Origin of the sequence: Pseudomonas sp. RW409 (assembly GCF_003184125.1) — a bacterium.
GTDB classification, from domain to species: Bacteria; Pseudomonadota; Gammaproteobacteria; order Pseudomonadales; family Pseudomonadaceae; genus Aquipseudomonas; species Aquipseudomonas chlororaphis_I.
The window spans coordinates 388,625-412,791 of record NZ_QHHP01000041.1; the positions used below are offsets into that span (position 1 = coordinate 388,625).

General features: G+C 58.5%; 18 protein-coding genes and 2 pseudogenes. 5 read left to right on the plus strand and 15 right to left on the minus strand.

From position 1 onward, the window contains the following. Positions 1 to 850: 850 nt before the first annotated feature. Positions 851 to 1,399 (minus strand): HAD domain-containing protein, encoded by a 549-nt coding sequence (locus DK261_RS22205; protein WP_371923101.1) that lies wholly within the window; start codon positions 1,397 to 1,399, stop codon positions 851 to 853. An 85-nt stretch (positions 1,400 to 1,484) separates the two neighbouring features. Here DK261_RS22205 and DK261_RS22210 point away from each other — a divergent pair, with 85 nt between their 5' ends. Both DK261_RS22210 and DK261_RS22215 read left to right on the plus strand, forming a co-directional pair. Continuing rightward, a complete protein-coding gene (locus tag DK261_RS22210; protein WP_177411726.1) occupies positions 1,485 to 2,780 on the plus strand; it encodes a site-specific integrase in 1,296 nt (431 codons plus the stop codon). 44 nt (positions 2,781 to 2,824) lie between these two features. Further along, positions 2,825 to 3,025 (plus strand): annotated as a pseudogene (locus DK261_RS22215) (transporter); the annotation flags it as partial. Here DK261_RS22215 and DK261_RS33615 read toward each other — a convergent pair. The 14 genes and pseudogenes from DK261_RS33615 to DK261_RS22280 form a co-directional block, all read right to left on the minus strand. Further along, positions 3,023 to 3,517 (minus strand): annotated as a pseudogene (locus DK261_RS33615) (DUF4113 domain-containing protein); the annotation flags it as partial. The pseudogenes DK261_RS22215 and DK261_RS33615 overlap by 3 nt on opposite strands. A 284-nt stretch (positions 3,518 to 3,801) precedes the next feature. Beyond that, entirely contained in the window at positions 3,802 to 4,365 is a 564-nt protein-coding gene (locus tag DK261_RS22220) for an AAA family ATPase (protein WP_256597558.1), read from the minus strand. A 1-nt stretch (position 4,366) separates the two neighbouring features. Next, a complete protein-coding gene (locus DK261_RS22225) occupies positions 4,367 to 5,938 on the minus strand; it encodes an IS66 family transposase (RefSeq protein ID WP_110175593.1) in 1,572 nt (523 codons plus the stop codon). Positions 5,939 to 6,000: 62 nt separating this feature from the next. After that, positions 6,001 to 6,336 (minus strand): IS66 family insertion sequence element accessory protein TnpB, encoded by a 336-nt coding sequence (gene tnpB / locus DK261_RS33620; RefSeq protein ID WP_146218524.1) that lies wholly within the window; start codon positions 6,334 to 6,336, stop codon positions 6,001 to 6,003. After that, complete coding sequence (locus DK261_RS22235; RefSeq protein ID WP_110175592.1) at positions 6,333 to 6,650, minus strand: transposase; 318 nt, start codon at positions 6,648 to 6,650, stop codon at positions 6,333 to 6,335. Before DK261_RS22235 ends, tnpB begins: the two co-directional genes overlap by 4 nt. A gap of 13 nt (positions 6,651 to 6,663) precedes the next feature. After that, positions 6,664 to 8,277: a site-specific DNA-methyltransferase gene (locus DK261_RS22240; protein ID WP_110176393.1), complete on the minus strand. Its 1,614-nt coding sequence runs from the start codon at positions 8,275 to 8,277 to the stop codon at positions 6,664 to 6,666. Further along, positions 8,277 to 9,056: a DUF4391 domain-containing protein gene (locus DK261_RS22245; RefSeq protein WP_110176396.1), complete on the minus strand. Its 780-nt coding sequence runs from the start codon at positions 9,054 to 9,056 to the stop codon at positions 8,277 to 8,279. Before DK261_RS22245 ends, DK261_RS22240 begins: the two co-directional genes overlap by 1 nt. A gap of 15 nt (positions 9,057 to 9,071) precedes the next feature. Beyond that, the gene (locus DK261_RS22250) at positions 9,072 to 12,365 is read right to left on the minus strand and encodes a helicase-related protein (protein WP_256597594.1); all 3,294 of its coding nucleotides are present in this window, start codon (positions 12,363 to 12,365) and stop codon (positions 9,072 to 9,074) included. Further along, positions 12,299 to 12,481, minus strand: coding sequence for a helix-turn-helix domain-containing protein (locus tag DK261_RS22255; RefSeq protein WP_110176401.1), 183 nt, complete (start codon positions 12,479 to 12,481; stop codon positions 12,299 to 12,301). The genes DK261_RS22250 and DK261_RS22255 overlap by 67 nt, the downstream gene beginning before the upstream one ends. Positions 12,482 to 12,943: 462 nt before the next feature. After that, complete coding sequence (locus tag DK261_RS22260) at positions 12,944 to 13,987, minus strand: restriction endonuclease (RefSeq protein ID WP_110176403.1); 1,044 nt, start codon at positions 13,985 to 13,987, stop codon at positions 12,944 to 12,946. Positions 13,988 to 14,355: 368 nt separating this feature from the next. Further along, a complete protein-coding gene (gene sigJ / locus DK261_RS22265) occupies positions 14,356 to 15,243 on the minus strand; it encodes an RNA polymerase sigma factor SigJ (protein ID WP_110176405.1) in 888 nt (295 codons plus the stop codon). Between the two features lie 2 nt (positions 15,244 to 15,245). Further along, complete coding sequence (locus DK261_RS22270; RefSeq protein WP_097139134.1) at positions 15,246 to 15,686, minus strand: carboxymuconolactone decarboxylase family protein; 441 nt, start codon at positions 15,684 to 15,686, stop codon at positions 15,246 to 15,248. Between the two features lie 100 nt (positions 15,687 to 15,786). Then, a complete protein-coding gene (locus DK261_RS22275) occupies positions 15,787 to 16,791 on the minus strand; it encodes a YhcG family protein (protein WP_041986708.1) in 1,005 nt (334 codons plus the stop codon). A gap of 123 nt (positions 16,792 to 16,914) precedes the next feature. Further along, a complete protein-coding gene (locus DK261_RS22280; RefSeq protein WP_028682746.1) occupies positions 16,915 to 17,325 on the minus strand; it encodes a hypothetical protein in 411 nt (136 codons plus the stop codon). A gap of 223 nt (positions 17,326 to 17,548) precedes the next feature. Here DK261_RS22280 and DK261_RS22285 point away from each other — a divergent pair, with 223 nt between their 5' ends. From DK261_RS22285 to DK261_RS22295, 3 genes are read left to right on the plus strand one after another with little or no spacing between them, the layout of a single operon-like run. Next, a complete protein-coding gene (locus DK261_RS22285) occupies positions 17,549 to 20,770 on the plus strand; it encodes an efflux RND transporter permease subunit (protein ID WP_110176407.1) in 3,222 nt (1,073 codons plus the stop codon). After that, the gene (locus DK261_RS22290; RefSeq protein ID WP_041986714.1) at positions 20,760 to 21,926 is read left to right on the plus strand and encodes an efflux RND transporter periplasmic adaptor subunit; all 1,167 of its coding nucleotides are present in this window, start codon (positions 20,760 to 20,762) and stop codon (positions 21,924 to 21,926) included. The genes DK261_RS22285 and DK261_RS22290 overlap by 11 nt, the downstream gene beginning before the upstream one ends. Then, positions 21,910 to 23,328 carry an efflux transporter outer membrane subunit gene (locus tag DK261_RS22295; RefSeq protein ID WP_110176409.1) on the plus strand — a complete coding sequence of 473 codons (1,419 nt, stop codon included), beginning with the start codon at positions 21,910 to 21,912 and terminating at the stop codon, positions 23,326 to 23,328. Before DK261_RS22290 ends, DK261_RS22295 begins: the two co-directional genes overlap by 17 nt. Positions 23,329 to 24,167: the final 839 nt, after the last annotated feature.

Below are 24,167 nucleotides of genomic sequence, written 5' to 3' on the forward strand. Positions count from 1 at the left end.
GTTCAATCTGGACCTATGGTACCGATGTTGTTTGCGTCTCAGTCATGGGAGCAGGTTGATGGCTGGCCACCTCCGCGCCGAAGTCCGCGAACGCATCCCCAAAGCCGTCATTCAACTGACAAGCGAGCAGCAGATCCGACTCTTACTAATCGTTCTAGCAAAGGTTTACCTCAACCCCTTACTTCTCTGTTATTTATCGCCGGGTACCTGGCTTCAATCTGGAGCTGACGAGCATCGTTACAGATGATTTAAGGCAGAAAGTTCTGGATTTGAGCTTCATTTCCTAAAATCACTTTAAAAAAACAAACATAAAAAATCGCGATCAAAAAAAATAAAACCCCTACAAAAAAAAGAATAAAACCTCTTCGAGCCCAACAAAAATCATATAAAACAATAGATTATAATTTATCTTTTTTAAGTGATAACGACAGTGGGCGGCAGATGTCGCCGTTTTTAAAAGAATGGACTTTCGTTTTTTGAAAAATGGACCCAATGATTTCAGGAGCTTATGCGTGATTCCGCCGCTGCAGAGCCGTGTCTGTTTCAGTCTCGTTTTTAAAATACGAGACTGAAACCTTATCAGCGCCACTGACCTAGGAACCTGCGCGCCGAGCCTTTAAATGCAGAATCGGCAGGCAAACGGGTGCGGAAAGATTTCGCAGTGCGAAATCGTCTGCGACGGCCTTTCCTCAGAATCCTCGTCTTGGGCTGAATCTGGAGCAAATTGCTATGGCTACGCCATGGCAGGGACAGTGGCCTGGCTCCGCTACAACGCTTCGCTCGTAGAAGGCGATGCACCTAAAAAATTTCAGGCAGCATTTCGCAATGCGAAATGCGCGAGTTATGGCTGTCACTCCCCGCTTGCCCATGCCCGTAGTGAATCAATACATCCTGACTGTGAGAGTCCAAGCCTTCCGTCACACGGCAATAAATGGTGTCTGGCCTCAACTGGCCAGCCTGCAGTGTCGTCATCAATAGCAAGCCAACCGCTCAGTCTCGCTCGTGCTGCGTGACGGCAAATCTGTTCGTATCGTGAAGCTCCATCCCACCAGCTTTGATCTGCTGAGTTTCGAGCCATTGTGCTGTGCCATGTGGCACTGATTACTCGGTTCTGAATGGCTTCTGGGAGATATCCCCGTGTGCGATGGTAGCCAAACTGGCGAACCCAGCTAGTGCTTAGAACAATACTAACCTGCGGCTGGTCCACCAGAGCCAGCATCAATAACGGGGTCCACATGAACAGTTGGCCCTCGCCGTGAAGCTGCAAGCCTTTGCGTGTGTGAAACACTGCGTCAGGATGAAGGACACCATCGAAGTCGAGGAAAAGCACTTTGGGGTGAGGGTTTTGGGACATAGTTCTGAACCCGATACAATTTAAAGACAATGGATATGGAAACATAATATCCGATAATGGCTAGACCCGGATATTGCAGGATAGCCCTAGAACCTTCATCCTAGAGGCATCACCAGCACCCGGCGGCGCCATGCCTCAAATACCCCAGCCCTTGTTCGACACCTTCGAACGCTTTCACGAACTCAATTTCTTGGGTCTAAGCGGCGAGCTTCCAGTCGTGCTCGGCTATCTCCAATCAATGCCTAAGCAATGTATGGCCATCGATGGATACCTGGCCGTACGGGGATTTCTCAAGTCCTATGCTGGTAACCAGGCAACCTACAACTCCTACCGGACTCACGTTGAGCGCCTGCTTCTATGGTCTATTCTGATCATCGAGAAGCCGCTAATTGAGCTGCGCCGCCGCGATGCCGAAGCTTTCATGGAGTTTTGCCTCAATCCGCCTGCTGAATGGATTGGCCCGATCGTTAAGTCTCGCTTTGTGCGCATTGGCGCAAGGAAGCGATCCGACAGTGACACGTATGGCGTGAACGAGGATTGGCGTCCTTTCGCTACCAGTGCTCCGAAACGAGATAGGAAAATCGCTTCGGAAACGCTGATCGCCCTCCCCTTGAGCGCCTACAAAATGTCACAGGGCTCGGTGGCCCAGGTATTTGCCGTGTGCGGGAGTTTTTTTCAGCACGCAACAGACGAAGGATTCACCGAGGTGAATCCTTTCCGGGCAGTTAAACAGAAGTCGGTCTACAAGCAGCGCAACACCCTGGACGTGGCGTCTCGCTCACTGACTCAATTGCAGTGGAGCTTTGTCATTGAGACTGCGGAACTAATGGCAGCAACTGACCCTGTTCATGAGCGCACCCTTTTTATTGTCGCCACGCTCTTCTCCATGTACCTGCGCGTCTCTGACCTCGTAGGGCGCGATAACTGGAGCCCCGTGATGGGGGATTTCCGCCGAGACACCGCCGGGAACTGGTGGTTTCACGTTGTGGGCAAAGGGAACAAGGCCGCAAAAATTAGCGTGCGCGATGAGTTCATTGAGTCCTATTTGGCTCGGTATCGTAGACACTTACAGTTACCTCCCCTGCCCTCCGCACATGAGAAACGGCCATTACTCAGCACGCTAAAAGGTCGAGGCGGCTTGTCTGATCGTCATATCAGACTTTTGCTCCAAGAGGTATTTGATCAAGCTCTTCAGAGGATGCGAGACGAAGGCTGGAGTGATGACGAGGTTGATCAACTTCGTTCGGCATCACTGCACTGGCTTCGCCACACATCCGCTACCTTCGACGCACCACATCGAGACATGAAGGATCTGCAGGCGGACTTACGTCATAACAGCCTAAGTACTACGCAAAACACGTATTACAATTCACTAGATGAGCAGCGTGCGCACTCAGTGAAAAAGATGAAGATTAAGAATCTATAACTTCCACATTGGATGTAATGCATCTCCGAAACCGCTAATTCGGGAACGGCCAGTTGGAATACAAGGACACCGACGTCGGAACGGGTGTGAACATCGGGTTGCTCTCCGACCTCAGCGAACGGACAAAGATCGGCCTCGCTTATACCAGCAAGGTGAAACTGGAGTTCGAAGACAGCCCTGACGTACGCAAGGTGAGCAACCCGATCATCAACGCTGCACTCAATCGGCTGGATGTCGACTCGCTGGCTCATCAGATCCCGCCGCATCCCCCAGTCTGGCTCTGCAGATACGCCACCTGGCCGGGCTGTCCCCAACCCCACCGCGCGTTGATCGTATCCATCACGGCCATCGCCTTGCTCGCCCGCTCGGGCTGCAACGGCGCGAGTCGTCGGTTGGGTATCGCTGCGCTCCAGGCCGACGCCCTTGGCGGACTTCGGCTCATCAGGATTGAACATCCCGGTGCGGATGCTGACCTGCACGCGCTTGCAGTAGAAGCCCTGCGCACGCAGTTTCAGCAGCCGGTCTCGCCGGCTTGGGTCACGTACGTTGAGCACACCACCGGTCTGGGCCTGCCACTTCTTTGCGCCGTGATTGGCCAGCTTCGCCAAGGTCTTCGACGTGCCGCCCCCTACCCCAACCGGGATGCCGGTGCAACGCAGCACCCGGGCCCACATCTCGCGACCGATGCGCACCAGGTCGCCGGGCATGCTGGTCAGGTCAGCGAGGCATTCGTCGACTTAAAGGAAAGATTGTGGTGTATGGACATTCCCGGACACCAGACCAGATAACCCTTTCCTCTAATTCCCCAATGTCCATACATCCTGCATATTTTTAGGCAAATCTGCCTTGCGATGTCCATAGCAACGACGCTTCCTTCTTGTCGATCCTCCTGTACTCGAAAGGCTCCGTGTGACGAGATGGCAAAAGTCACCGATCAGCTTGAAGTCATCCTCATATTCCACTTGGGCACTCTTTTACAGCCACAGGAAAGTTGGGTTGTAAGCGTATAGCCAACACACGTTCACATGACTGACGGTGTGTGGTTCAGTCCGTCGACTGCATCCAGTATTTGCCGTACCCGATCTGTAACGGATATGTCCCCCTCAAGCTTTAAGACAGTACAGGTAAGCGCAGACAGCCATTCCTGATGCCTGGCCAAGCTACGTCCAGGGACGCCCCCCTCATCATACTGAGCTGCCCAAGCCAGAAACTCCGGCTTTGCTTGACCGAAGCGTTTTACCTCTCGACGTTTTAGTCTCTCTAATCTGAGTTCAACAGGAAGATAAAGGAACACCACAAGATCAAATTCGCTCTCAAGCGGTTGACCCCAGCCCATTACTGATCCGGCAACCACTGCACGGCCATGAGAGCGCATTTCTTGTAGCAAGCGCGCTCCTCGTTGCGTTTTGTCTGCCAGATGCTGATATGGCGGGTTACTGGGCAGCCACAAAAAATCATCTGCTTCCAGGTGAGTTGTGCTCAGTTCCTTTGCTAAAGCATCCGCTAAGGTCGTGGTGCCGGTACCTGCAGCGCCTGTGATCAAGATGTAACGTGCCGTCTCTTTTGTCATTTCGCTTTCAGCCACTCTAAAACGTTGCCATCTCCGATAAATTAACAGTGCCCCACTGATGTGGCAGCAGTCGAGCGATCTCACTCGCCCGCTGCGTTGGCAGCCGAGTAAGAACGTCCTTCAGGTACGCATACGGATCATGCCCATTTATGCGCGCAGACTGGATCAAGCTCATGATTGCTGCCGCCCGTTTGCCGCTGCGTAGCGATCCGGCGAACAACCAGTTCGAGCGTCCGAGTGCCCATGGCCTTATCTGATTTTCGACCGCGTTATTATCGATGGGCACAGCGCCGTCCTCGAGATATCGAACCAGTGCGCCCCAGCGCTTGAGGCTGTAATCCAGAGCTTTGGCGATAGCCGAGCCTTCGGGCACAAGGTCGCGCTGGGCCAGCATCCAGGTATGCAGTGCATCGATAAGGGGCGCCGCTTTTTCCTGACGTATTCGCCAGCGATCCTCGTCGGTCATTTCCCGCGCTTGCCGTTCGATTTCATACAACCCGCCAATTGAGTGCAGCGCCTGTTCGGCCAGTTGGCTTTTGTTCGTCGCATGCAGATCGAAGAACTTGCGGCGGGCATGGGCCATGCAGCCGATTTCGGTGATGCCTTGCTGAAAGCTTGCTTTGTAGCCGGCGAAATCATCGCAAACCAGCTTGCCGTTCCATTGCCCAAGGAAGTTGCGTGCATGCTCACCCGCACGGCTCGGGCTGAAGTCGTAAACCACTGCTTTAAGTGCCGAAAACGGCGTTGTGCAGTAGGCCCAGACATAAGCACGATGGGTTTTCTTTTCGCCCGGCGCGAGCATCTGCACTGGGGTTTCGTCTGCGTGAATCACGCCTTGGGCAAGTACCGTTTCACGCAGCGCGTCGACCAAGGGCTGGAGTTGCACGCCGGTTTGGCCGACCCATTGCGCCAGTGTCGAGCGGGCGATAGCCAGGCCGGCGCGGCCAAAGATTTTCTCTTGGCGATACAGGGGCAAATGGTCGGCGAATTTGGCCACCATCACGTGAGCCAGCAGCCCTGCGGTCGGTATGCCCTTGTCGATTACCTGGGCCGGAACCGGTGCCTGAGTCAGCGTTTCACACTCGCGGCAGACCCATTTCCCGCGCACATGCTGCTCCACGGTGAACACGCCCGGCGTGTAATCGAGCTTTTCGCTGACGTCTTCGCCGATCCGCTGGAGCTGGCATCCGCAGGGGCATTGGGTGTTGTCTGGTTCGTGATAAATCACGGTACGCGGAAACTGCGCAGGCAATGGAACACGCCTGGGCTGCTTGCGTGGCTCGGCCGGCGCAGCCGGCGGATTCAACGCCTTCAGCTCGGCTTCAATGGCCGCGATGTCTGTGTCGAGCAGGTCATCGAGCAGGCTGCCTTGAGCAGGGCTTAATTGCTCACTGCGCTTAGCAAACTTGTTACGTTTGAACCAGGCGATTTCGTGGGTGAGTTGCTCGATGATGGTTTGGTCGCGGTCATTCTTCTTGCCCATCCTGTCGACTTGCTGTCCGAGCGAATCAACCTGGGACAGCAACTGCGCCGCGAAGGCGCGCAGTTGGTCGGCGCTCATCTGATCGAGATTGGGTGAGGAAGTCATGCCCTGGATTTTACCAAAGCAGGTCGTTTGCGGCAGTAGGCCAAGGAGCTAATTACAGCTTTTTAAAGCAGTGTGATTACACCGCCAGCCCCAACACGCTGCCAAGGTAGGCCGAGCACCAACGCTTGAAGTTGCTCGGTATCCAGTTCTATCTCGCAGCCTTGTCGAATGCCGGGCCAGTGAAACTTTCCTTGGTTCAATCGGCGAGCAGCCAGCCAGACTCCAAACCCGTCATGCACCAGCACTTTCATACGAGTGGCGCGGCGGTTGGCAAACAGATAAGCGCAGTGCGGCTTCGCCGCACCGAACACCGCGATCACCCTGGCCAGCGCAGTTTCAGTGCCGGCACGCATGTCCATGGGCTCGGTGGCAAGCCAGATGGCGTCGATGCGAATCATTGCGTGAGTCCACGGACAAAGCGGGCGCAGCCGTCAGGATCGGAGGTTGGCCATTTCACTGTGATCGATTGCTCGCCAAGCAACAGCTCGATGATCGCCAATGCTTCCGCCTGCCGTTTGGGCGTAGCTCTCAACGGAACGAAAGCTGGCAACGCCGCTGGTGACTGATCTCGGTAAAGTGGTAGCCACTTGCGGATCACGTTGGCGTTGATGCCGTGGCTGATGGCGACGCTGGATAGGGTTGCGCCCGGTTGCAGGCATTCCTGAACAACCTGGGCCTTGAAGGGTTTCGGGTAAGAGCTTCGTTGGCGCATGGAAATCCTGACGTTAAGGGCGATCGCGTCCGCTTAAAAATACGCGGACACCATCGCCCTTAATGCTGGAGTTCGGAAGGTGACTTCCCCAGCCGCTTACCTCTTGATGAGATAGAAGCGTTTGCTCAAGATCCAAGCGATCCGGACTCCAAGCTCGTATGCTTGAGTCCGAGAGCCTAAAAAATTTGAATCCAGAGTTAGATGGAGCCCTGCTCACAGAAGAGCGCTTTAGCCGATCTCTAGTAATGTCAGAAATCTTTGAAAGCCCAAGTTTTTTAGCAGCAATACCGTGAGGCTTACTTTCATCAATGTCCTCTGGAAGCTGAACAAGAATGAAGCGTCCCCGCTCATCATCGAAGACAGCCACCCCAGTGCTCCCTGATCCAGCAAAGAAGTCGAGAACGACATCTCCCTCTCTTACTCCAGAGATTCTCATCATTCGTTTAATTAACTCTGTAGGCTTGACAGTATCAAATGGCACCTCACCATCAAAAGCAATCTTGAGCTCTTTAACGCCAGAGCGGGTAGTGCCGGAGTCTTTCGCGAACCAGATTGTTTCAGGTGTACGCCCATCAAGATCTGCCAAGTATATTTTTCTAATTATCCTTGTTTCATCTTCACTGAAGAATATCTCTCCAGAGTCGATTTTGCTTTGAAGAGTTTCTTTGCTCCATCGCCATCCGTTGTCGGGAGGATTGATAATCTTTCCTGAAGGAGTTGTAATAGGGTATTTAAGGTTTTTCCTGTAAAGGGCATTCCTTACATCACCTGTTCGCCAATCACCCTTAGGATCACTGTCAGGGTTAGAGTAGGCCTTATTGTCATCGTCCGTTCTTTCAAGAGACATGAGCTCAAAGTCTTCGGACCTTCTATACATAAGTATATGATTGTGATGCACAGAGAATATTCCCGAATACCCTTTGGGCTGTACGCTGTGCTGCCATATGATGTTTGAAACTAAATTTTCTTCACCAAAAATTTCATCACAAATTATTCTTAAGCGAGGAGCTTCGCTATCATCAATTGCAATAAATATTGCGCCATCCCTGGCGAGTAAGTTTCTGGCAAGCATCATCCGTGGATACATCATATTTAGCCAGTTTGTGTGAAGGCGGCCAGAATTTTCAGTATTGCTGGAGACCTTCAAGCCCTCGCTATCTTTTTGCCCCGTATATCGTAGATACGTATCCAGGTTATCCTGGAAATTATCCGGATAAATAAAATCCTTCCCGGTATTATACGGGGGATCAATAAAGATCATCTTAATCTTTCCTGCATAGCTTTTTTGCAAAAGCTTTAGGACTTCAAGATTGTCGCCTTCAATAAATAAATTTTGAGTCGTTTCCCAGTCTAGGCTTTGCTCAGGACAAGGCAGCAGAGTTCCCATTGATGGCATCAGCGCAATCTGGCGGGCCTTCTTCTTACCGTGCCAGTGGAAGCCGTATTTCTCCTCGCCTTCGTCGATGGTACCTGCGTCACCCAGCAGTTGACGCAGGGCATCAAAGTTCACACCACCTTCGCTAAAGGCAGTGGGGAATATGGCTTTGAGCTGCTCAATATTTTCATTGACGATATTGGCGCTCTCACCGTCCTGCAGGGTCACTCGATCCATAGCTGCCTTACTCATCAAATTGTCTCTCTAATTTTTTCAAGTTCGTCATTAATCTTTTTAATTTGAGTGTTGAGCTCAACCTGCCGCCCAAGCTGTTTTTCTTTTTTCAGCTTGTTGACGACTTCTGCTTTTTTCAGGTTGAGCTTTTCAAGCTCGCGGAGCCGTTCAAGACGGCCCTCGGTGGATTTATTCTCGATATTGCCCGTTGCGTCCTGCTTATAGCGTCCGCTATGGCTAGCGCAATTAATAGCTATGACACGATCAGCCAAGCTTTTATAGAAACTAAGGAAATTGGCGAAGGAAAAGCTGTTGATATTGCAGTCTTCCAGAAAGGCTGCCTGCGCAGCCGAGGGCGCGGCCAGGTCGATCCAGTCTGTGTGCAGGATGTCCTCGACCACCCACTTTTCCTTGTCTGCCTGGTTGATGCGCTTGTCGGTGACGCTCAGGCAGACCTGGTTGCCTTGAGTGAACAGCAAGATGAGCGGGTACGGGATCGACCGCTGCATGAAGGTTGCGATGCGCTTTAACCGCTTGGTCGAGGTGATCTCGACCTGGAGAACAGCAACTTCCGAGAAGTCGCGCTCGCCATCAACATAGCCAGCGATGTTGATCGTGGCGGGCTTCAAGGTATAGAGCCAGCGGATCTTCTCAACATCGTCCTTCAAGGCCGTTTTATCGGCAATGTCCAAAACACCGTTATCGAGAAAGAGCTTCTTGAAAACGGGCTTGTTCAATTCGCAGGATTTGGGAATTGAAAGATGGTCGATGAAGGATTCCAGCGTACCTGGTGCCATAGCGTGTCCCTGCCCTTAAGGTGCGTCCGTGATGATGAGGTAGGTTACAACGGCAAAGTCCTCGATCCCCTGACTGCTGGTGGCGGTCAGCACCGTACCGCCTTTGGTGAAGAGGCTCTGCACGCCTTTCTCTTCGCTCTTGCCTGCGATGCTGTCAACCGCTACAGCTAGGAGGTGTTGGTAATGCTCCATGTCGGCACCGTTCTTGGTGCGGTCGTTCACCCGCACGGCTGCCGTTCTATCAATGGAGACTGCCGAGAGGCCATGCTTCTTCAGGAGGTCGAGGACCTTCTTGCTCTGCGTAAAGTTGAGCTCGACCACGGCTTCGTCCGTGACGTAGAGGAGGAAGTAAGGTGCCAACGGGTAGTTCTCATCGACCTGCACGGCGCGCTGGCCGTCCCTGATGCTCTTCAGGCAGAAGATCACGCCAGGTTCGAGACCATCAGCCTTGAGGTCGGCGTCGATGGTAATAGCGGCATGGAGACCGTCCGGAGCCTGCTCCAACAGGTGGAGGTTCTGCTTCATGTAGCCTGAGAGATCCATGCGGAAATCGTTCAGGGTGAGATCGGTGATGGACACACCACCTGCCATGTCTTCCAGATCGACCACAGCATCTTTGAGTTGCTGAAGCTGGCGACGGCGATACTCCAGGTCGTTCATTTCTTGGGCGTTGGCGTCGATGACGTTTTCCTCGCCCGTGGCCGAGATGTCCAAGAGCATCATGCGGCCTGCGACTCTAGCTTCGAGGTTGATGTATTCGTCCAGCTCCATGTTCGGCCAGAAATTGATGAGCTGGATTTGGGTGTTCTTCGAGCCCAAGCGGTCAACCCGGCCAAAGCGCTGGATGATCCTTACCGGGTTCCAGTGAATGTCGTAGTTGATGAGGGTGTCGCAGTCCTGAAGGTTCTGGCCCTCACTGATGCAGTCGGTGGCAATCAGCAGATCGATTTCCGTCTTGGCATCGGGATCGATCTTGGACCGCTCCTTCGACACGGGAGAGAAGGCTGTCAGCAGGTTGTTCAGATCCGATCCAGCTCCGACCAGGGTCGTCTTGTTGGTGCCAGCGCCCGTGATAAGGGCGCTGTGGATTCCCAGTCCGTCCCGCGCCCATTCGGCCAGATGGGCATAGAGGTACTTCGCGGTATCGGCGAAGGCCGTGAAGACGATGACTTTCTTGTTGCCGGGATTGAGCGGCTCCTGAACCTTCCTGGCGATGACCTCTTTCAGCTTTTCGAGCTTGGCGTCACGGCGCTCGTCAACGGTTTGCGCGGACTCGACGATGGAGGTAAGGAACACTTGGTCCGCCTCCAGCTCCTGCCGGAAACGGATGAGGTCCATGTCCTGGAGGAGGACACGCGCTTTGTTGCCGATCATGAAGGGCTCAAGTTCGGGAGAGTCCATTTCGAAGTCGTGAATGTCCTCGATATTCAGGGCTTCGATGTCGCCGCTTTCATGGGCGTCAATCTTCTGCAGCAGTGCTTCGACCTGGGCCAGAAGTTTTTGCGAGGTGAGCGTGAATGAGTTGATTGAGCTTTCCATACGCTTGAGCAGGTTCACGCGCATCAGGTGGATCAGGCTCTCTTCCCGGTCGACCTGCTTGAACACGCTCTTGCCGTCGCCGACAGCGTTGTCATAGCGACGGGCATACTCATCCTTTTTGTCGTTCCGGACGAATTTCATCGGCGAGTAGCCCGCCAGCGTGAGCCGTCGGATCGTCTTGTTCACTTCCTTCAGCGGCGGAAATTCGTGGGTCGCATCAATATCCGCATAGATGTTCTGGGGCTTCAGACGTATCGGGAACCGCCCGATATCCGCTGTGCCGTAGTACTTCTGGATGTGCTTGCGGGAGCGCGCGATGGTGACGATATCGAGTAGCTTGAAATAGTCGAAGCTCATCGTATCAAGCAAGGAAGCGACGGTTCGGCTTTCAGACGGCTGCTTGACCCACTGGTTGAACTGCTTCTGCGCCAGGCGCAGCGTGCTGTCTACGTTCTTGATGCCAATGTCGCTGAAGGCGTCGTCACGCCCCTCGGTGATGAAGGCGACCTGGTTCTTCAGGTCGTTCATGCGGTTGTTCACCGGGGTCGCGGAAAGCATCAGCACCTTGGTTTTCACGCCCGATTGGATGATGTCTTCCATCAGGCGGCGATAGCGGTTCTTGGTGCCTTTGGTGGGGTTGTTGTTGCGGAAGTTGTGCGACTCATCGATGACGATGAGGTCGTAATTTCCCCAGTTCAGGGTTTCGAGATTGATCTCGCCAGAGCTGCCTTTCAGGCGCGAGAGATCGGTATGGTTCAGGACGTCATAGTTGAAGCGGTCCTGGGCCAGCAGGTTGCGCTTGTCGTTGACGGTGAAGATCGTCCAGTTGTCCCGGAGCTTCTTCGGGCACAGCACAAGCACACGGTCATTGCGCAGCTCGTAGTATTTGATGACGGCCAGCGCCTCGAAGGTCTTACCGAGGCCGACGCTGTCGGCAATGATGCAGCCGTTGTGCTTTTCGAGCTTGTCGATAGCCCCCAGCACGCCATCCTTCTGGAACTTGTAGAGCTTGTTCCAGACAAGGGTGTCTTTGAAGCCGGTCTTGGTCTTGATGATGCTGTCTTCGTCGATGTCTTCGAGGAAGTCTTTGAAGAGGTTATAGAGCGTCAGGAAATAGATGAAATCGCCCGGCTGGTCGGCGGCGATGAACTCCAGCTTTTGCAGGAGCTCGTCCTTGATGTCGCGGGCTCTCGGGGCATCCGTCCAGACGGAGTCGAACCAAGCCAGCAGTTGCTTGGTGGTTTCTGGTTCGGTGATGCCGGTATTCATCAGCGGGGTATCGGCCTGGACTTCGCCCAAACCGGCAGGGGTAAGAGCTGAGCTGCCATGGATGGCGAAGCTGCCCTGGCTGCCGTCCTCGACAAGAAACATGTTCTGCAGGGCGTTCGCACAGCGAACCTCAGCCTTGCTGGCAAGCCATTTGGCGCATTCCCTGGCGATACGTTTCTGGTCCAACTGGTTAACCAGGCGCAAATCGCAATCCGCACCGATCAGCGCTTGAAGCGGCAAGCCTTCCCAGCCGGAGAGTAGCAACCTTGCGCCGTCGATGCGCGAGAGTTCCTTCTTTAAGGCGGAGAAGCCATAGATGCTGAACAGGCCTGAGAGCACGGATAGCTTCGAGCCAGCGGCAAGGTGATCGCGCAGCGTGTTCCCTACATGGCCGTTATTTCTGTTGTCCAGTAACAAAGCTTGTTCACCCCAACTCAAGTGCGATTTTTGGTCGTTTGCTGGTCGATCCAGTCTTCTATTGCGTTTTTTCGAAACCGCCAACTACCCCCGACCTTGAAACCAGGGATCTTCCCGTCAGCAGCGAGACGGTATGCCGTCTTCTCAGCAAGCTTGAGATACTCCGCTACTTCCTTGAGAGTCATTATGTCTTCAGGCATTTTTCACGAGCCTCTATTCTGAGGCCGAGAGAATAGGGGAAAATTGAGGAACCAACAATCGTGTCCTACAAGGGACCTGTAGACTCGAAGCACAACGACATATCACAAGAGACGAGCTTGATTTCACATTCAAGCAAAGACTTCAGGCCTCCATGGCTTCTTCAAACGAACAGACCACTCCCGCAATCTGAATAACATATCTAGGCATCACCCAGGTTGGGGTTGGTATGAGATACCAGTTTGCAGCAGGTGGCTCCGTGAACACCGAGGGTTTCGCCGAACTTGGGGTAGTTCAAGTCGAAGATGCCATACAACAGCTAAGCCGCGCGTTCCTTTGGGGGATGAGATACTGCATCCCCCCTAATCAATTAGCTGCGACTAGGACGGCTCCCTAAGTTTGATAGGAGACGTGCCGTGAAATAAACCGGACAGGCTGTAAACATTTCCCTCTTTGCACTGGCCTTAAATATCTTCCGTCAACACAGCCGTCCAAATCCTCTTAAGCGGCAGCTCCGACTTGATGCCCTCATCCAACCGGTCGTAGTACATAAATAGCTGATCCAGCAGATCGTCCTGATTCCACAACCGCAAGCGGAAGAAGCTGGACGCCAGCTCCTTCTGCACATTCCCACGATAACCACCCCATGCCACGAAAAGTCCCTGGCTGGCGTTGAACTTACTCATCGCCCCCAGCAGTTTGTCGACGGTAGGTCGATCAACCAGCCCTGTTCCTGACTTCACCTCAACGCAAATCGCCTGCCCGCCAAAACCCATCACGCCGTTACTGGCCAGCACATCAACACCCCCATCAGCACCTTCCGGGCTCTGCCAAACGCTAAAGCCCTGCGCCCGCAAAATCGCGGCTACCAGAGTGGTCAGGCGATGGCCTTTAAAGCGTCGTTCGATCAGCCGGACGATATGGTCTTTACCGGTACGCTCCAGATCGGTTTCGGCTTCCTCGACAGCCACCTCATCAGAGGCAGTAGCCGTATCACAAACCAACTGCTGCAACGTCTCGGGCTGCCAGCCATTTCTATGCATAGAGCGAATGCGCTCTTCGGCGTTATTACGCTGGATTCGGCAAATGGTCATAAATGCGCCGAAGCTATAGAGCAGGTCCTGAGAGAAATTGGAGCGGGGAATTGCTTCGCCAATCCATTCAACCGCTCGCCAGTGGAAAAATGGATCGAGGCCATCGATGGCAAATTGATAATCGCCGACCAACTTGCCGATATACACCACGGGTTGGGTTTTAAGTGGCAGTACGACCAAATCCCCCGCCTGCATGCGCTGAGCGAAAGGCCAAATCTGGCTGCTCCAGTTTTGCAGTGTTCGGGGTTTGGCATCTGGGTAGCGTGCTGCCAGTTCGGTCTGTATCTGGTCGCGTTGCTTGAACGCACTCAAATCCACATCCAGTCCATCCCACGTCACATAGACGCGGCGCTCACTGATGAACTTATCTTCGAACTCCCCTGCGGACCCCGCCCGGACCAGCCATACGGCCATTGGTATTTCTCCCTGTTTGCTGATTCAGAGCCGATATCGAACTGCGATGCCCTTTTAGTGGGTAAAGCAGATACCGGACGATTGAATCGAGCGCAAGTGCTGAGGCTCACTCACCGTCCAGAATTGGCTGCATTCGGGCTACTTGGTCGTTTACTTGATCGCCTACTTGGTCGCTTTGGCTGAGATCGGCCGAGGCTCGATTGCCCGCGACGGGCTTGAAATGCTGCGTTTATCCAATCAATGCACGGTTATCGTTAACGTTCATCGCGAGCAAGCTTCGCTCCTACAAAGGATTACCTTCGCCTAACTGATCGGCATTGGTGATCTCATTACTGATCCGCAGCACTCAGGGCGGCGCGATACAAACATCACACCAACACCCCACTCCTCAACCCCACCAACTTATCCGGATTGCGCATGATAAAGACGCGGTTCACCCGCCCCTCTGCGTCATACCCAAAACTCACCACCGCAACCATCTCCCCCTCCCCGCGCAACAGCGCCCCACGCCCACCATTGATCTCCACCTCTTGCCACTGATACTCCCGCCAGTACCGGCTCAACGACTCGCCCACAAACGCCAGCACCGCCTCCAGCCCATACAAGGTCTCGCGAATGGCGCTGGCTTTGCCGCCGCCATCGGCGCACAGCTCGACGTCTTCGGACAGCATCGCGGCCAGGCTTTGGGTCGAACCGCTGGTGATGGCGCTGTGGAAGGCGCTCAGCAGTTGTTCCTGGCGTGAAGGGTCTGGCTGGTAACGGGCCTGGGTGTTGCCCAGGCTGGCTTTGGCGCGGGAGACCAGTTTGCGGCAGGTGGCTTCCTGGACGCCGAGGGTTTGTGCGACTTGGGGGTAGCCCAGGTCGAAGATGTCGTACAGCAGGTAGGCGGCGCGTTCCTTGGGGGTCAGGCGTTCGAGCAGGAGCAGGAAGGCGGTGGACAGCGACGAGGCCAGTTCGTGGCTCTGTTCGGGGGAGTCGTGATGCAGGGTATGGATCGGTTCCGGCAGCCAGGTGCCGACGTAGTCCAGGCGCGAGCGCTGGGCCGAGCGCAGCAGGTCGATGCAGTGCCGGGTGCAGGCGGTGGTCAGCCAGGCGGCCGGGGTGGCGATGGAGGCCTTGTCGGCCTCCAGCCATTTGATGAACAGGTCCTGCACCACGTCCTCGGCCTCGGCGCGGGAGCCTAGGAGGCGGTAGGCCAGGCCCAGCAGGAAGCTGCGACGGCTTTCGAACACCGTCGTTGCATCGATTCGATCCATCCTCAGTGCCTCGACACCTGCAAGCGATTCCACAGGTTGATCATGCCGATATCGGCCGTCAAGGCGGCGATCTGCGCTTCGCTGAAATGTTCGCGCAGGGCGGCGCGCAACGGGCCGAAGTCGGTGTCTTCGCGCAGCACGGTAAGGGCTTCGGTCCAGGCCAGGGCAGCGCGTTCGGCGGCGCTGAAGTCGCTGACATGGCGCCAGACCACCAGGCGGTCCAGGCGCTCGTTGCTTTCGCCGTCTTCACGGGCTTCGCGGGTGTGCATCTTCACGCAGAAGCCGCACTGGTTGATCTGCGAGGCGCGCAACACCACCAGGTGGTGCAGCTTGCGCGCAAGGCCATGGGCGTCGATCAGGCCGTGGACCTGGCCCAGGCTTTCGAAGATTTCGGGGATGGTTTGCAGCAGGTTGACGGCTTGGGTCGGGTGGCTGGATGACATGGGGTGGCTCCGTTATTTGAGGGATACACCGACATGACGGGCCAGCCTGGCGGTTTGTGACGGGGTGGTGGAAAAATAATTCGGACTTCGATAAGGCGGCTCAAACCGCCTGAGGATTCAGCGCATAAAACTCATGCAGCTTGGCCTGCAGCAGCTTCTTGTCCGGCAGTTGTGTCTGGTACTCGGCGATCAATGCGGGTGAGAGTGAGCGGTTGAGGGCGTACTCGACCACCTCGTCGTCCTTGCTGGCACAGAGCAATACGCCCAGGGCCGGGTTCTCATGGGGTTTGCGCACCTGGCGGTCCAGCGCCTCCAGGTAGAAATCCAGCTTGCCCAGGTGTTCCGGCTCGAAGCGCCCGACCTTGAGTTCAATGGCCACCAGGCAATTCAACCCACGATGGAACAGCAGTAGATCCAGCACAAAATCGCGCCCGCCGACCTGCAGTGGGTAGCGTGAAGCGACAAAACAGAAGTCCCGCCCCATTTCGATCAGAAAGTCTTTCAGTTGCTGCACTAACCCACTGTGCAGGTCGGCTTCGCTATGCCCGTGGGCCAGGTCGAGAAACTCCACTACATAGGCGTCCTTGAACACCTTTAGAGCTTCTGGGTGAATTTGTCTCAACGCTGTCGAGACTTTTGCCGGTCGGGTCAGCGAGCGCTCGAAGAGGGCCGATTTGATCTGGCGCTCCAGTTCCCGGGTTGACCATTGTTCCTGGATCGTCATGCGCAGGTAGAACTCGCGCTCTTCTGGCCGCTTGCCTTGCGCAAGAATGATCAGGTTCTGGGTCCAGGGTAATTGTGTCAGCAGTGCTGACACTTTCTCCTCGCCTCGATAAACCTCATAGAACTGCCGCATGCGGAACAGGTTACGCCGGGTAAAACCCCGCAACCCCGGCTGCTTCCGCGCAAGATAATCCGCCAGTTGCTGAACCACTCCATCGCCCCACTCCGCCGCCTGGATCTTACGACTGATATAGGCACCGACCTGCCAATACAGCTCCACCAGTTCAGTGTTCACCGCCCGCATCGCCCGTTGGCGCGCGGCGGCGATCATTTGCGCCACTTCGTTGAAGGCCGCATCGGTGGATGGCAGTGCTTGATTCATAAAATGGGTCCTGCCTGAAGGATGTAGTCCACCATCATCAGGCGGCCCTCAATCAACGTGCAGTCAGCCGCTTCTCTTTCTATTGAGCGAAATTTCCTGGATTGAGCAACGCCGGCAGCTCTGTCACCCCGGCATACACTCAAACCCATGCGCACTCGCCACCTGCTTGCCCTGGGCATCAAACAACCGCGCCCGCACCTCGGTGCCCAGGGTCGACTCCACCAGCTTGTAATGCTCCCCCGCCTGGAAGTTCGGGTAGCTCACATGCCCGTGGCAGTCGACCTGGTTGGAGTCGCCGCCGACTTCTTCGAACAGGGTCACGTCCAGGCGGTGGGCGCCGGGTTGGACTTCGAAGTAGCGGCCGTCGTCGACGTTCTTGCCGTCGACCCGCTCGGCCAGCAGGTCGCTGGGGCCCTCTTCTTCCAGGCTGATCCAGGCTTCCTTGGGGTCGGGCTGGGGCATCGGGCCGGCGCAGGCGGACAACAGCAGCACCAGGCTCAGGGCGGGAATCAGCAACAGGGGTTTGGTATTCATGGCAGGTACCTCGGCAGTAAAAAAATCGACACAGGGCGAAGCGAAAAAAGCAGTCGCGCCGGATTGCCATCCAGCTTGTCGAGGCCCCGGGCAGAGGACAAATGAATCCCCGTGAAAGGAAATTCAGGCCCAACCTAAAACTTCCTTCACCTGGCTGAAAGCCGCGTGTTAGGTGGGTCTCTGGAGACTGCCGAGCTTTGTTTCCGCCTCGGAGGTCCACCCCATGCTCGGGCTGGTCAAGACCGCTCTGCTCAAGCCCTACACGTTTATCGTGCTGGCGATTTTTATCTGCATCATCGGGCCGCTGGCGGCCCTGCGTACGCCCACCGATGTGTTTCCCGATATCGGCATTCCGGTGGTGGCGGTGGTCTGGCAGTACACCGGCCTGTCGCCGGACGCCATGGCCGGGCGGGTGATCTACACCTACGAGCGCTCCCTGAGCACCACGGTCAACGACATCGAGCACATCGAGTCGCAGTCCTTGCCGGGCATGGGCATCGTCAAGATCTTCTTCCAGCCGGGGGTGGATATCCGCACCGCCAACGCCCAGGTCACGGCGGTGTCGCAAACCGTGCTCAAGCAGATGCCACCGGGCATCACCCCGCCGCTGATCCTCAACTACAGCGCCTCGACGGTGCCGATCCTGCAGATGGCCTTCTCCAGCCCGACCCTGTCGGAAGCGAAGATCCGCGACCTGGTGCAGAACAATATCCGCCTGCCCCTGAGCTCGGTGCCGGGGCTGGCGATGCCGACGCCCATGGGCGGCAAGCAGCGGCAGATCACCCTCGACCTGGACCCGCAGGCGCTGGCCGCCAAGGGCCTGTCGGCGCAGGACGTGGGTAACGCCCTGGCGGCGCAGAACCAGATCATCCCAGTGGGAACCGCCAAGCTCGGCGCCAGCGAGTACACGGTGCTGCTGAACAACAGCCCGAGTGCCATCGACGAGCTCAACGACCTGCCGATCAAGACCGTCGACGGCGCGCTGATCACCATCGGCCAGGTGGCCCATGTGCGCGACGGCTCGCCGCCGCAGAGCAATATCGTGCGGGTCGACGGCCATCGCGCGGTGCTGATGCCGGCGCTGAAGAACGGCAATATCTCCACCCTGTCGATCGTCGACGGCATCCGCCAGATGCTGCCGCGCATCGACGAAACCCTGCCGCCGGCGCTGAAGACTTCGCTGCTGGACGACGCCTCGGTGTTCGTCAAGCAATCGGTGGGCAGCGTGGCCCGCGAAGGCATCATCGCCGCGCTGCTGACCAGCGCGATGATCCTGTTGTTCCTCGGCAGCTGGCGCTCGACCCTGATCATCGCCGCCTCGATCCCCCTGGCGGTGCTCGCGGCCATCGCCCTGCTCGCCGCCAGCGGCCAGACCCTGAATGTCATGACCCTGGGCGGGCTGGCGCTGGCGGTGGGGATCCTGGTGGACGATGCCACGGTGACCATCGAGAACATCAACTGGCACCTGGAACAGGGCAAGGCGGTGAAGACCGCGATCCTCGACGGCGCCAAGCAGATCGTCGGCCCGGCCTTCGTCTCGCTGTTGTGCATCTGCATCGTCTTCGTGCCGATGTTCCTGTTGCAGGGCATCGCCGGTTACCTGTTCCGGCCCATGGCGCTGGCGGTGATCTTCGCCATGGCCAGTTCGTTCATCCTCTCGCGGACCCTGGTGCCGACCCTGGCCATGTACCTGCTCAAGCCCCATGTGCCGGAAGCAGGTCCTGGGCATCACCCGGAAGACGCGTTCATCAACCACCATGAGGGCGAACAGCACACCCCACCACGGCATGCCCTGGTGCGCGGGCTGCTGGGGTTCCAGCAGGGGTTCGAGCGGCGCTTCTCCAATGTCCGTGACACCTACCATGGCCTGCTGACCCTGGCCCTGGCCCACCGCAAGCGCTTCCTGCTGGGTTTCCTGGCCTGCGTGCTGGCCTCCTTCGCCTTGCTGCCGAGCCTCGGCCAGGACTTCTTCCCGGCCACCGACGCCGGCGCCCTGGCCCTGCATGTGCGCCTGCCCCTGGGCACGCGGATCGAGGAAAGCGCGGCGGCCTTCGACCGCATCGAGGCGCGGATTCGCGAGGTGATTCCGCCGGAGCAGCTGGACAGCGTGATCGACAACATTGGCATCCCCCTGAGCGGCATCGACATGGCCTACAGCAGCAGCGGCACCATCGGCCCGCAGGATGGCGATATCCAGGTCACCCTCAAGCCCGGCCACGCGCCGACCGCCGACTACGTGAAGCAGTTGCGCGAAGCCCTGCCGGAAAGTTTCCCCGGCAGCCAGTTCGCCTTCCTGCCGGCGGACATCAGCAGCCAGATCCTCAACTTCGGCGCGCCGGCGCCGCTGGACGTGAAAATCTCCGGGCCCGACGGCGCCGCCAACCGCGCCTATGCCCTGGAGCTGCAACGGCGCCTGCAACATGTGCCGGGCATCGCCGACCTGCGCATCCAGCAGTCCACCGGCTACCCCTCGCTTGCGGTCAAGGTCGACCGGCTGCGGGCCAATGGCCTGGGGATTACCGAGCGCGACGTGACCAACAGCATGGTGGCCTCCTTGGCCGGCAGTTCCCAGGTGGCGCCGACCTTCTGGCTCAACCCGCAGAATGGCGTGTCCTACTCGATCGTCGCCGCCACCCCGCAATACCGCCTGGACAGCCTGCCGTCCCTCGAGGCCCTGCCGGTGACCGGCAGCAATGGCCAGTCGCAGATCCTCGGCGGCCTGGCCAGCATCTCGCGGGTGGACAGCCCGGCGGTGGTCACCCACTACAACATCCAGCCCACACTGGACCTCTACGCCAACGTCCAGGGCCGCGACCTGGGCGGCGTGGCCCGGGATATCCAGAAAGTCCTCGACGACAGCCAAACGCTGCGGCCCAAGGGCGCAACCATCAGCCTGCACGGGCAGATCGACGCCCTGCATGAAGCCTTCAGCGGCCTGAGCCTGGGCCTGCTGGGCGCGGTGGTGCTGATCTACCTGCTGATCGTGGTCAACTTCCAGTCCTGGCTCGACCCGTTCGTGATCATCACCGCGCTGCCCGCGGCCCTGGCCGGGATCGTGTGGATGCTGTTCCTCAGCGGCACCTCGCTGTCGGTACCGGCGCTGACCGGGGCCATCCTCTGCATGGGCGTGGCCACGGCCAACTCGATCCTGGTGGTGAGCTTCTGCCGCGAACGCCTGGCCGAACACGGCGATGCCCTGAAGGCCGCGCTGGAGGCCGGCTATACGCGCTTTCGCCCGGTGTGCATGACCGCCCTGGCGATGATCATCGGCATGCTGCCGCTGGCCCTGTCGGAGGAGCAGAACGCGCCCCTGGGCCGCGCCGTGATCGGCGGCCTGATCCTCGCCACCACCGCCACCCTGCTCTTTGTTCCCGTGGTATTCAGCCTGGTCCACGGGCGTCACCCCACTCGCGCTGTCGCTGGAGAAAGTACCCATGTCGCCTGAACACACCCCTTCGCGCAAACGCCTGCTGTGGCTGGGCATCGGCGGCCTGACCCTGGCCGCCCTGCTGGTGGCCAACGGTCTGGCCGCGCGCACCCGCCATGAACGCGCGGTGGCCGCCTGGACCGAAACCGCCGCCGTGCCCCAGGTGCTGGTGTTGCAGCCGCAGCAGAACCGCCAGGGCGACACCCTGCGCCTGCCGGCGCACCTGGAAGCCTGGAGCAAGGCGCCGATCCACGCCCGGGTCAGCGGCTACCTGAAAAGCTGGAACAGCGACATCGGCGCCAAGGTTCAGGCCGGGCAAGTCCTCGCCGAAATCGACAGCCCCGACCTCGACCAGCAGCTGGCGCAGGCCCATGCCCGGCTGGTGCAGGAACAGGCCAATGCGCGGCTGGCGCAGACCACCGCCGTGCGCTGGCAGAACCTCGTGGCCAGCCACTCGGTGTCGCGCCAGGAAGCCGATGAAAAAACCTCCAATGCCGCGGCCGCCAAGGCCAATGCCGAAGCGGCCGCCGCCGATTACGCGCGGCTCTCGGCCCTGGAGGACTACAAGACCATCCGCGCGCCCTTCGCCGGCACCATCACCGCGCGCCACACCGATATCGGCCAGTTGATCAAGGCCGACAACGACAGCGATCCGCAGCTGTTCGACCTGGCTGACACCCACAAGCTGCGGCTCTACGTGCCGGTGCCGCAGAACTACGCCAGCGTGATCCGCCCCGGCCTCACTGCTGAGCTGACGGTACCGGAACACCCCGGCCAGCACTTCAGCGCGCGGCTGATCGGCGACTCCACCGCCATCGACCAGCGCTCCGGCACCCTGCTCGCCCAGTTCGTCGCCGACAACCCCGACGGCGCGCTGCTGCCCGGCGACTATGCCGAGGCCGCCCTGGCCCTGCCCGCCGACACCCGGGGCGTGAGCATCCCGGCCAGCGCCTTGATCTTCCGCGCCCAGGGCACCCAGGTGGCGCTGCTCGACGAGCACAATCACGTGCACCTGCGCGACATCCATATCGGCCTCGACCTCGGCGCGCGACTGGTGATCGACCAGGGCCTGCAAGCCGCCGACCGGGTGATCGACAACCCGCCCGATGCCCTGCGCGAAGGCGACCTGGTGCAACTGGCCGACGCCGGAGGTGAGCATGCGCCCAAGGCTTGAGCCGCTTGCTGTGTTGCTGTTGCTGGCCTTGCAAGGCTGCTCCCTGGCGCCCGGCTACCAGGTGCCAACGGTGGAGCTGCCGGCCCACTACCGCGAACAGACCAGCGACGGGCCCTGGCATCCGGCGCAACCGGCGGATCAGTTGGCCAGCCAGTGGTGGCTGCTGTACCAGGACCCGCGCCTGGATGACCTGCAACAACGCCTGCTCAAGGCCAACCCGGACCTGGCGGCGGCGCTGGCGCACTTCGACGCGGCCCAGGCCTACGCCAGCCAGCTGCATGCCGGGCTGTTCCCGCAGATCAGCGCCAGCGGCCAGTCGCTGCGCCAACGGCAGTCGGACCACCGACCGTTGCGCGGCAGCAACCAGCCTTCGGTGTACAACAGCAACACCGCCGGTTTTGCCCTGAGCTTCGACCCGGACCTGTGGGGGCGGATTCGCAACCAGGTGGCCGCCGGCGATGCCCAGGCCGAAGCCTCGGCCGACGACCTGGCGGTGGCGCGCCTGAGCCTGCAACAGCAGTTGGCGAGCCTGTATGTGCAGCTCAATGGCCTGGATGCGCAGCGTGCGATTCTCAGCCAGTCCCTGGACGACTACGCCCAGGCCCTGCAACTGACCCGCAGCCGCTATCAGGGGCAGATCGCCTCGGAGCTGGACCTGACCCGCGCGCAAAGCCAGCTGGCCAGTGCCGAGGCCGAGCTGGACGAAGTGCGCGGGCAACGCAACCTCACCGAACACGCGATCGGCGAGCTGGTGGGCGAACCGGCCAGCCAGTTCCAGCTGCCCGCGGCCACTCAGGCACTGACCCTGCCTGGCGTACCGCAACAACTGCCCAGCGCCCTGCTGCAACGCCGCCCGGACATCGCCGCCGCCGAACGCCGGGTGTTCGCCGCCAACGCCAACATAGGCGTCGCCCGGGCCGCCTGGTACCCGGACTTCAGCCTCACCGGCCTGCTCGGCGGGCAGACCCAGGGCAGCGGCAACCTGCTGGCGGCGGGCAATCGCTATTGGGCGCTGGGGCCCTTGGTCAACCTGCCGATCTTCGACGGCGGCCGCCTGAGCGCCAACGAACGCCAGGCCCACGCCGAATTCGAGGAAGCCGCCGCCCACTACCGCAGCCAGGTGCTGCGGGCGGTGCGTGAGGTGGAGGACAACCTGGGGCAGTTGCGGGATTTGCAGCAGGAGGCGCTGGACCAGCAGGCGGCGGTGAATGCCGCCGAGCATACGCAGACTTTGGCCATGAACAGTTATCAGGCGGGGGCGGTGAGTTATCTGGAGGTGGTGACGGCGCAGACCGTGGCGTTGCAGGCGCAGCGGGGGTTGCAGGCGCTGCAGACCCGGCGGTTGCAGGCGAGTGTGGGGTTGGTGGTGGCGTTGGGTGGGGGGTGGAAAGCTGGAGCTTGATGCCAGAGGCAGGGCTCTAAAAAGCTCGGCCCTCCTGTGTACATATCCGTTCCTGCGGTCACGGCTACCTAAGGTTCCGCCCTTACGGCGGGTCACTTTGGAAAGGCCCCAAAGTAACCAAAGGGCCCTGCCCCTGGCGTCCGGTCCTCGCTAAGGCTCGGATTCCCTCGCTCCGGTCCTGCTCCGTGGGCCGCCGCCACAGGCCATCCATGGCCTGGGGCGGCTAACTCGGCATCCCTGCCGAGTTGCCCACTGCGCAGAACCTCCACTCGGCCTCCCGATGGGGCAAACAATCAAAAGCAACGCGAGGCGGCCTGCCGGCCGGCCTGGATTCAACGGTGATCCCTGTAGCCGCTGCCGCAGGCTGCGATCGGCCCGAAGGGACGCCAAGCCTGTATCCACGGTTTGCCTGATATACCGCAGCGCCTGGTTTTACGGGCGCTTCGCACCCGATCGCAGCCTACGGCAGCGGCTACAGGGAGCGTACTCACCCCCCAGGCCGGCCGGCAGGCCGCCGTCTTGCTTTGGCTTTTGATCTGAAGGCCCCGTTAACCACGATGGCCGAACGCAGGCATTGAGCCGTGGGTAACCCGGCAGGGATGCCGAGCCTAGGCGAGGCACCGAGTGGTGGGGCAAACCCTTTTGGTTACTTTTGGCTGGGCCGGCATTCCGGGCGTTTGCCAAAAGTGACCCGCCGTAAGGGCCATCCCTTTCAAGGTCTTTTCGTTTTGGCAGCCTTGATGACCCTGTCTGTTGAAACGTGGGCATGTACCGCCGTCCCTTGAACCCATGTCCTGGGCTTGGGTACCTTGGGGCCTCGTTGGCTTTTGGCGACTTGC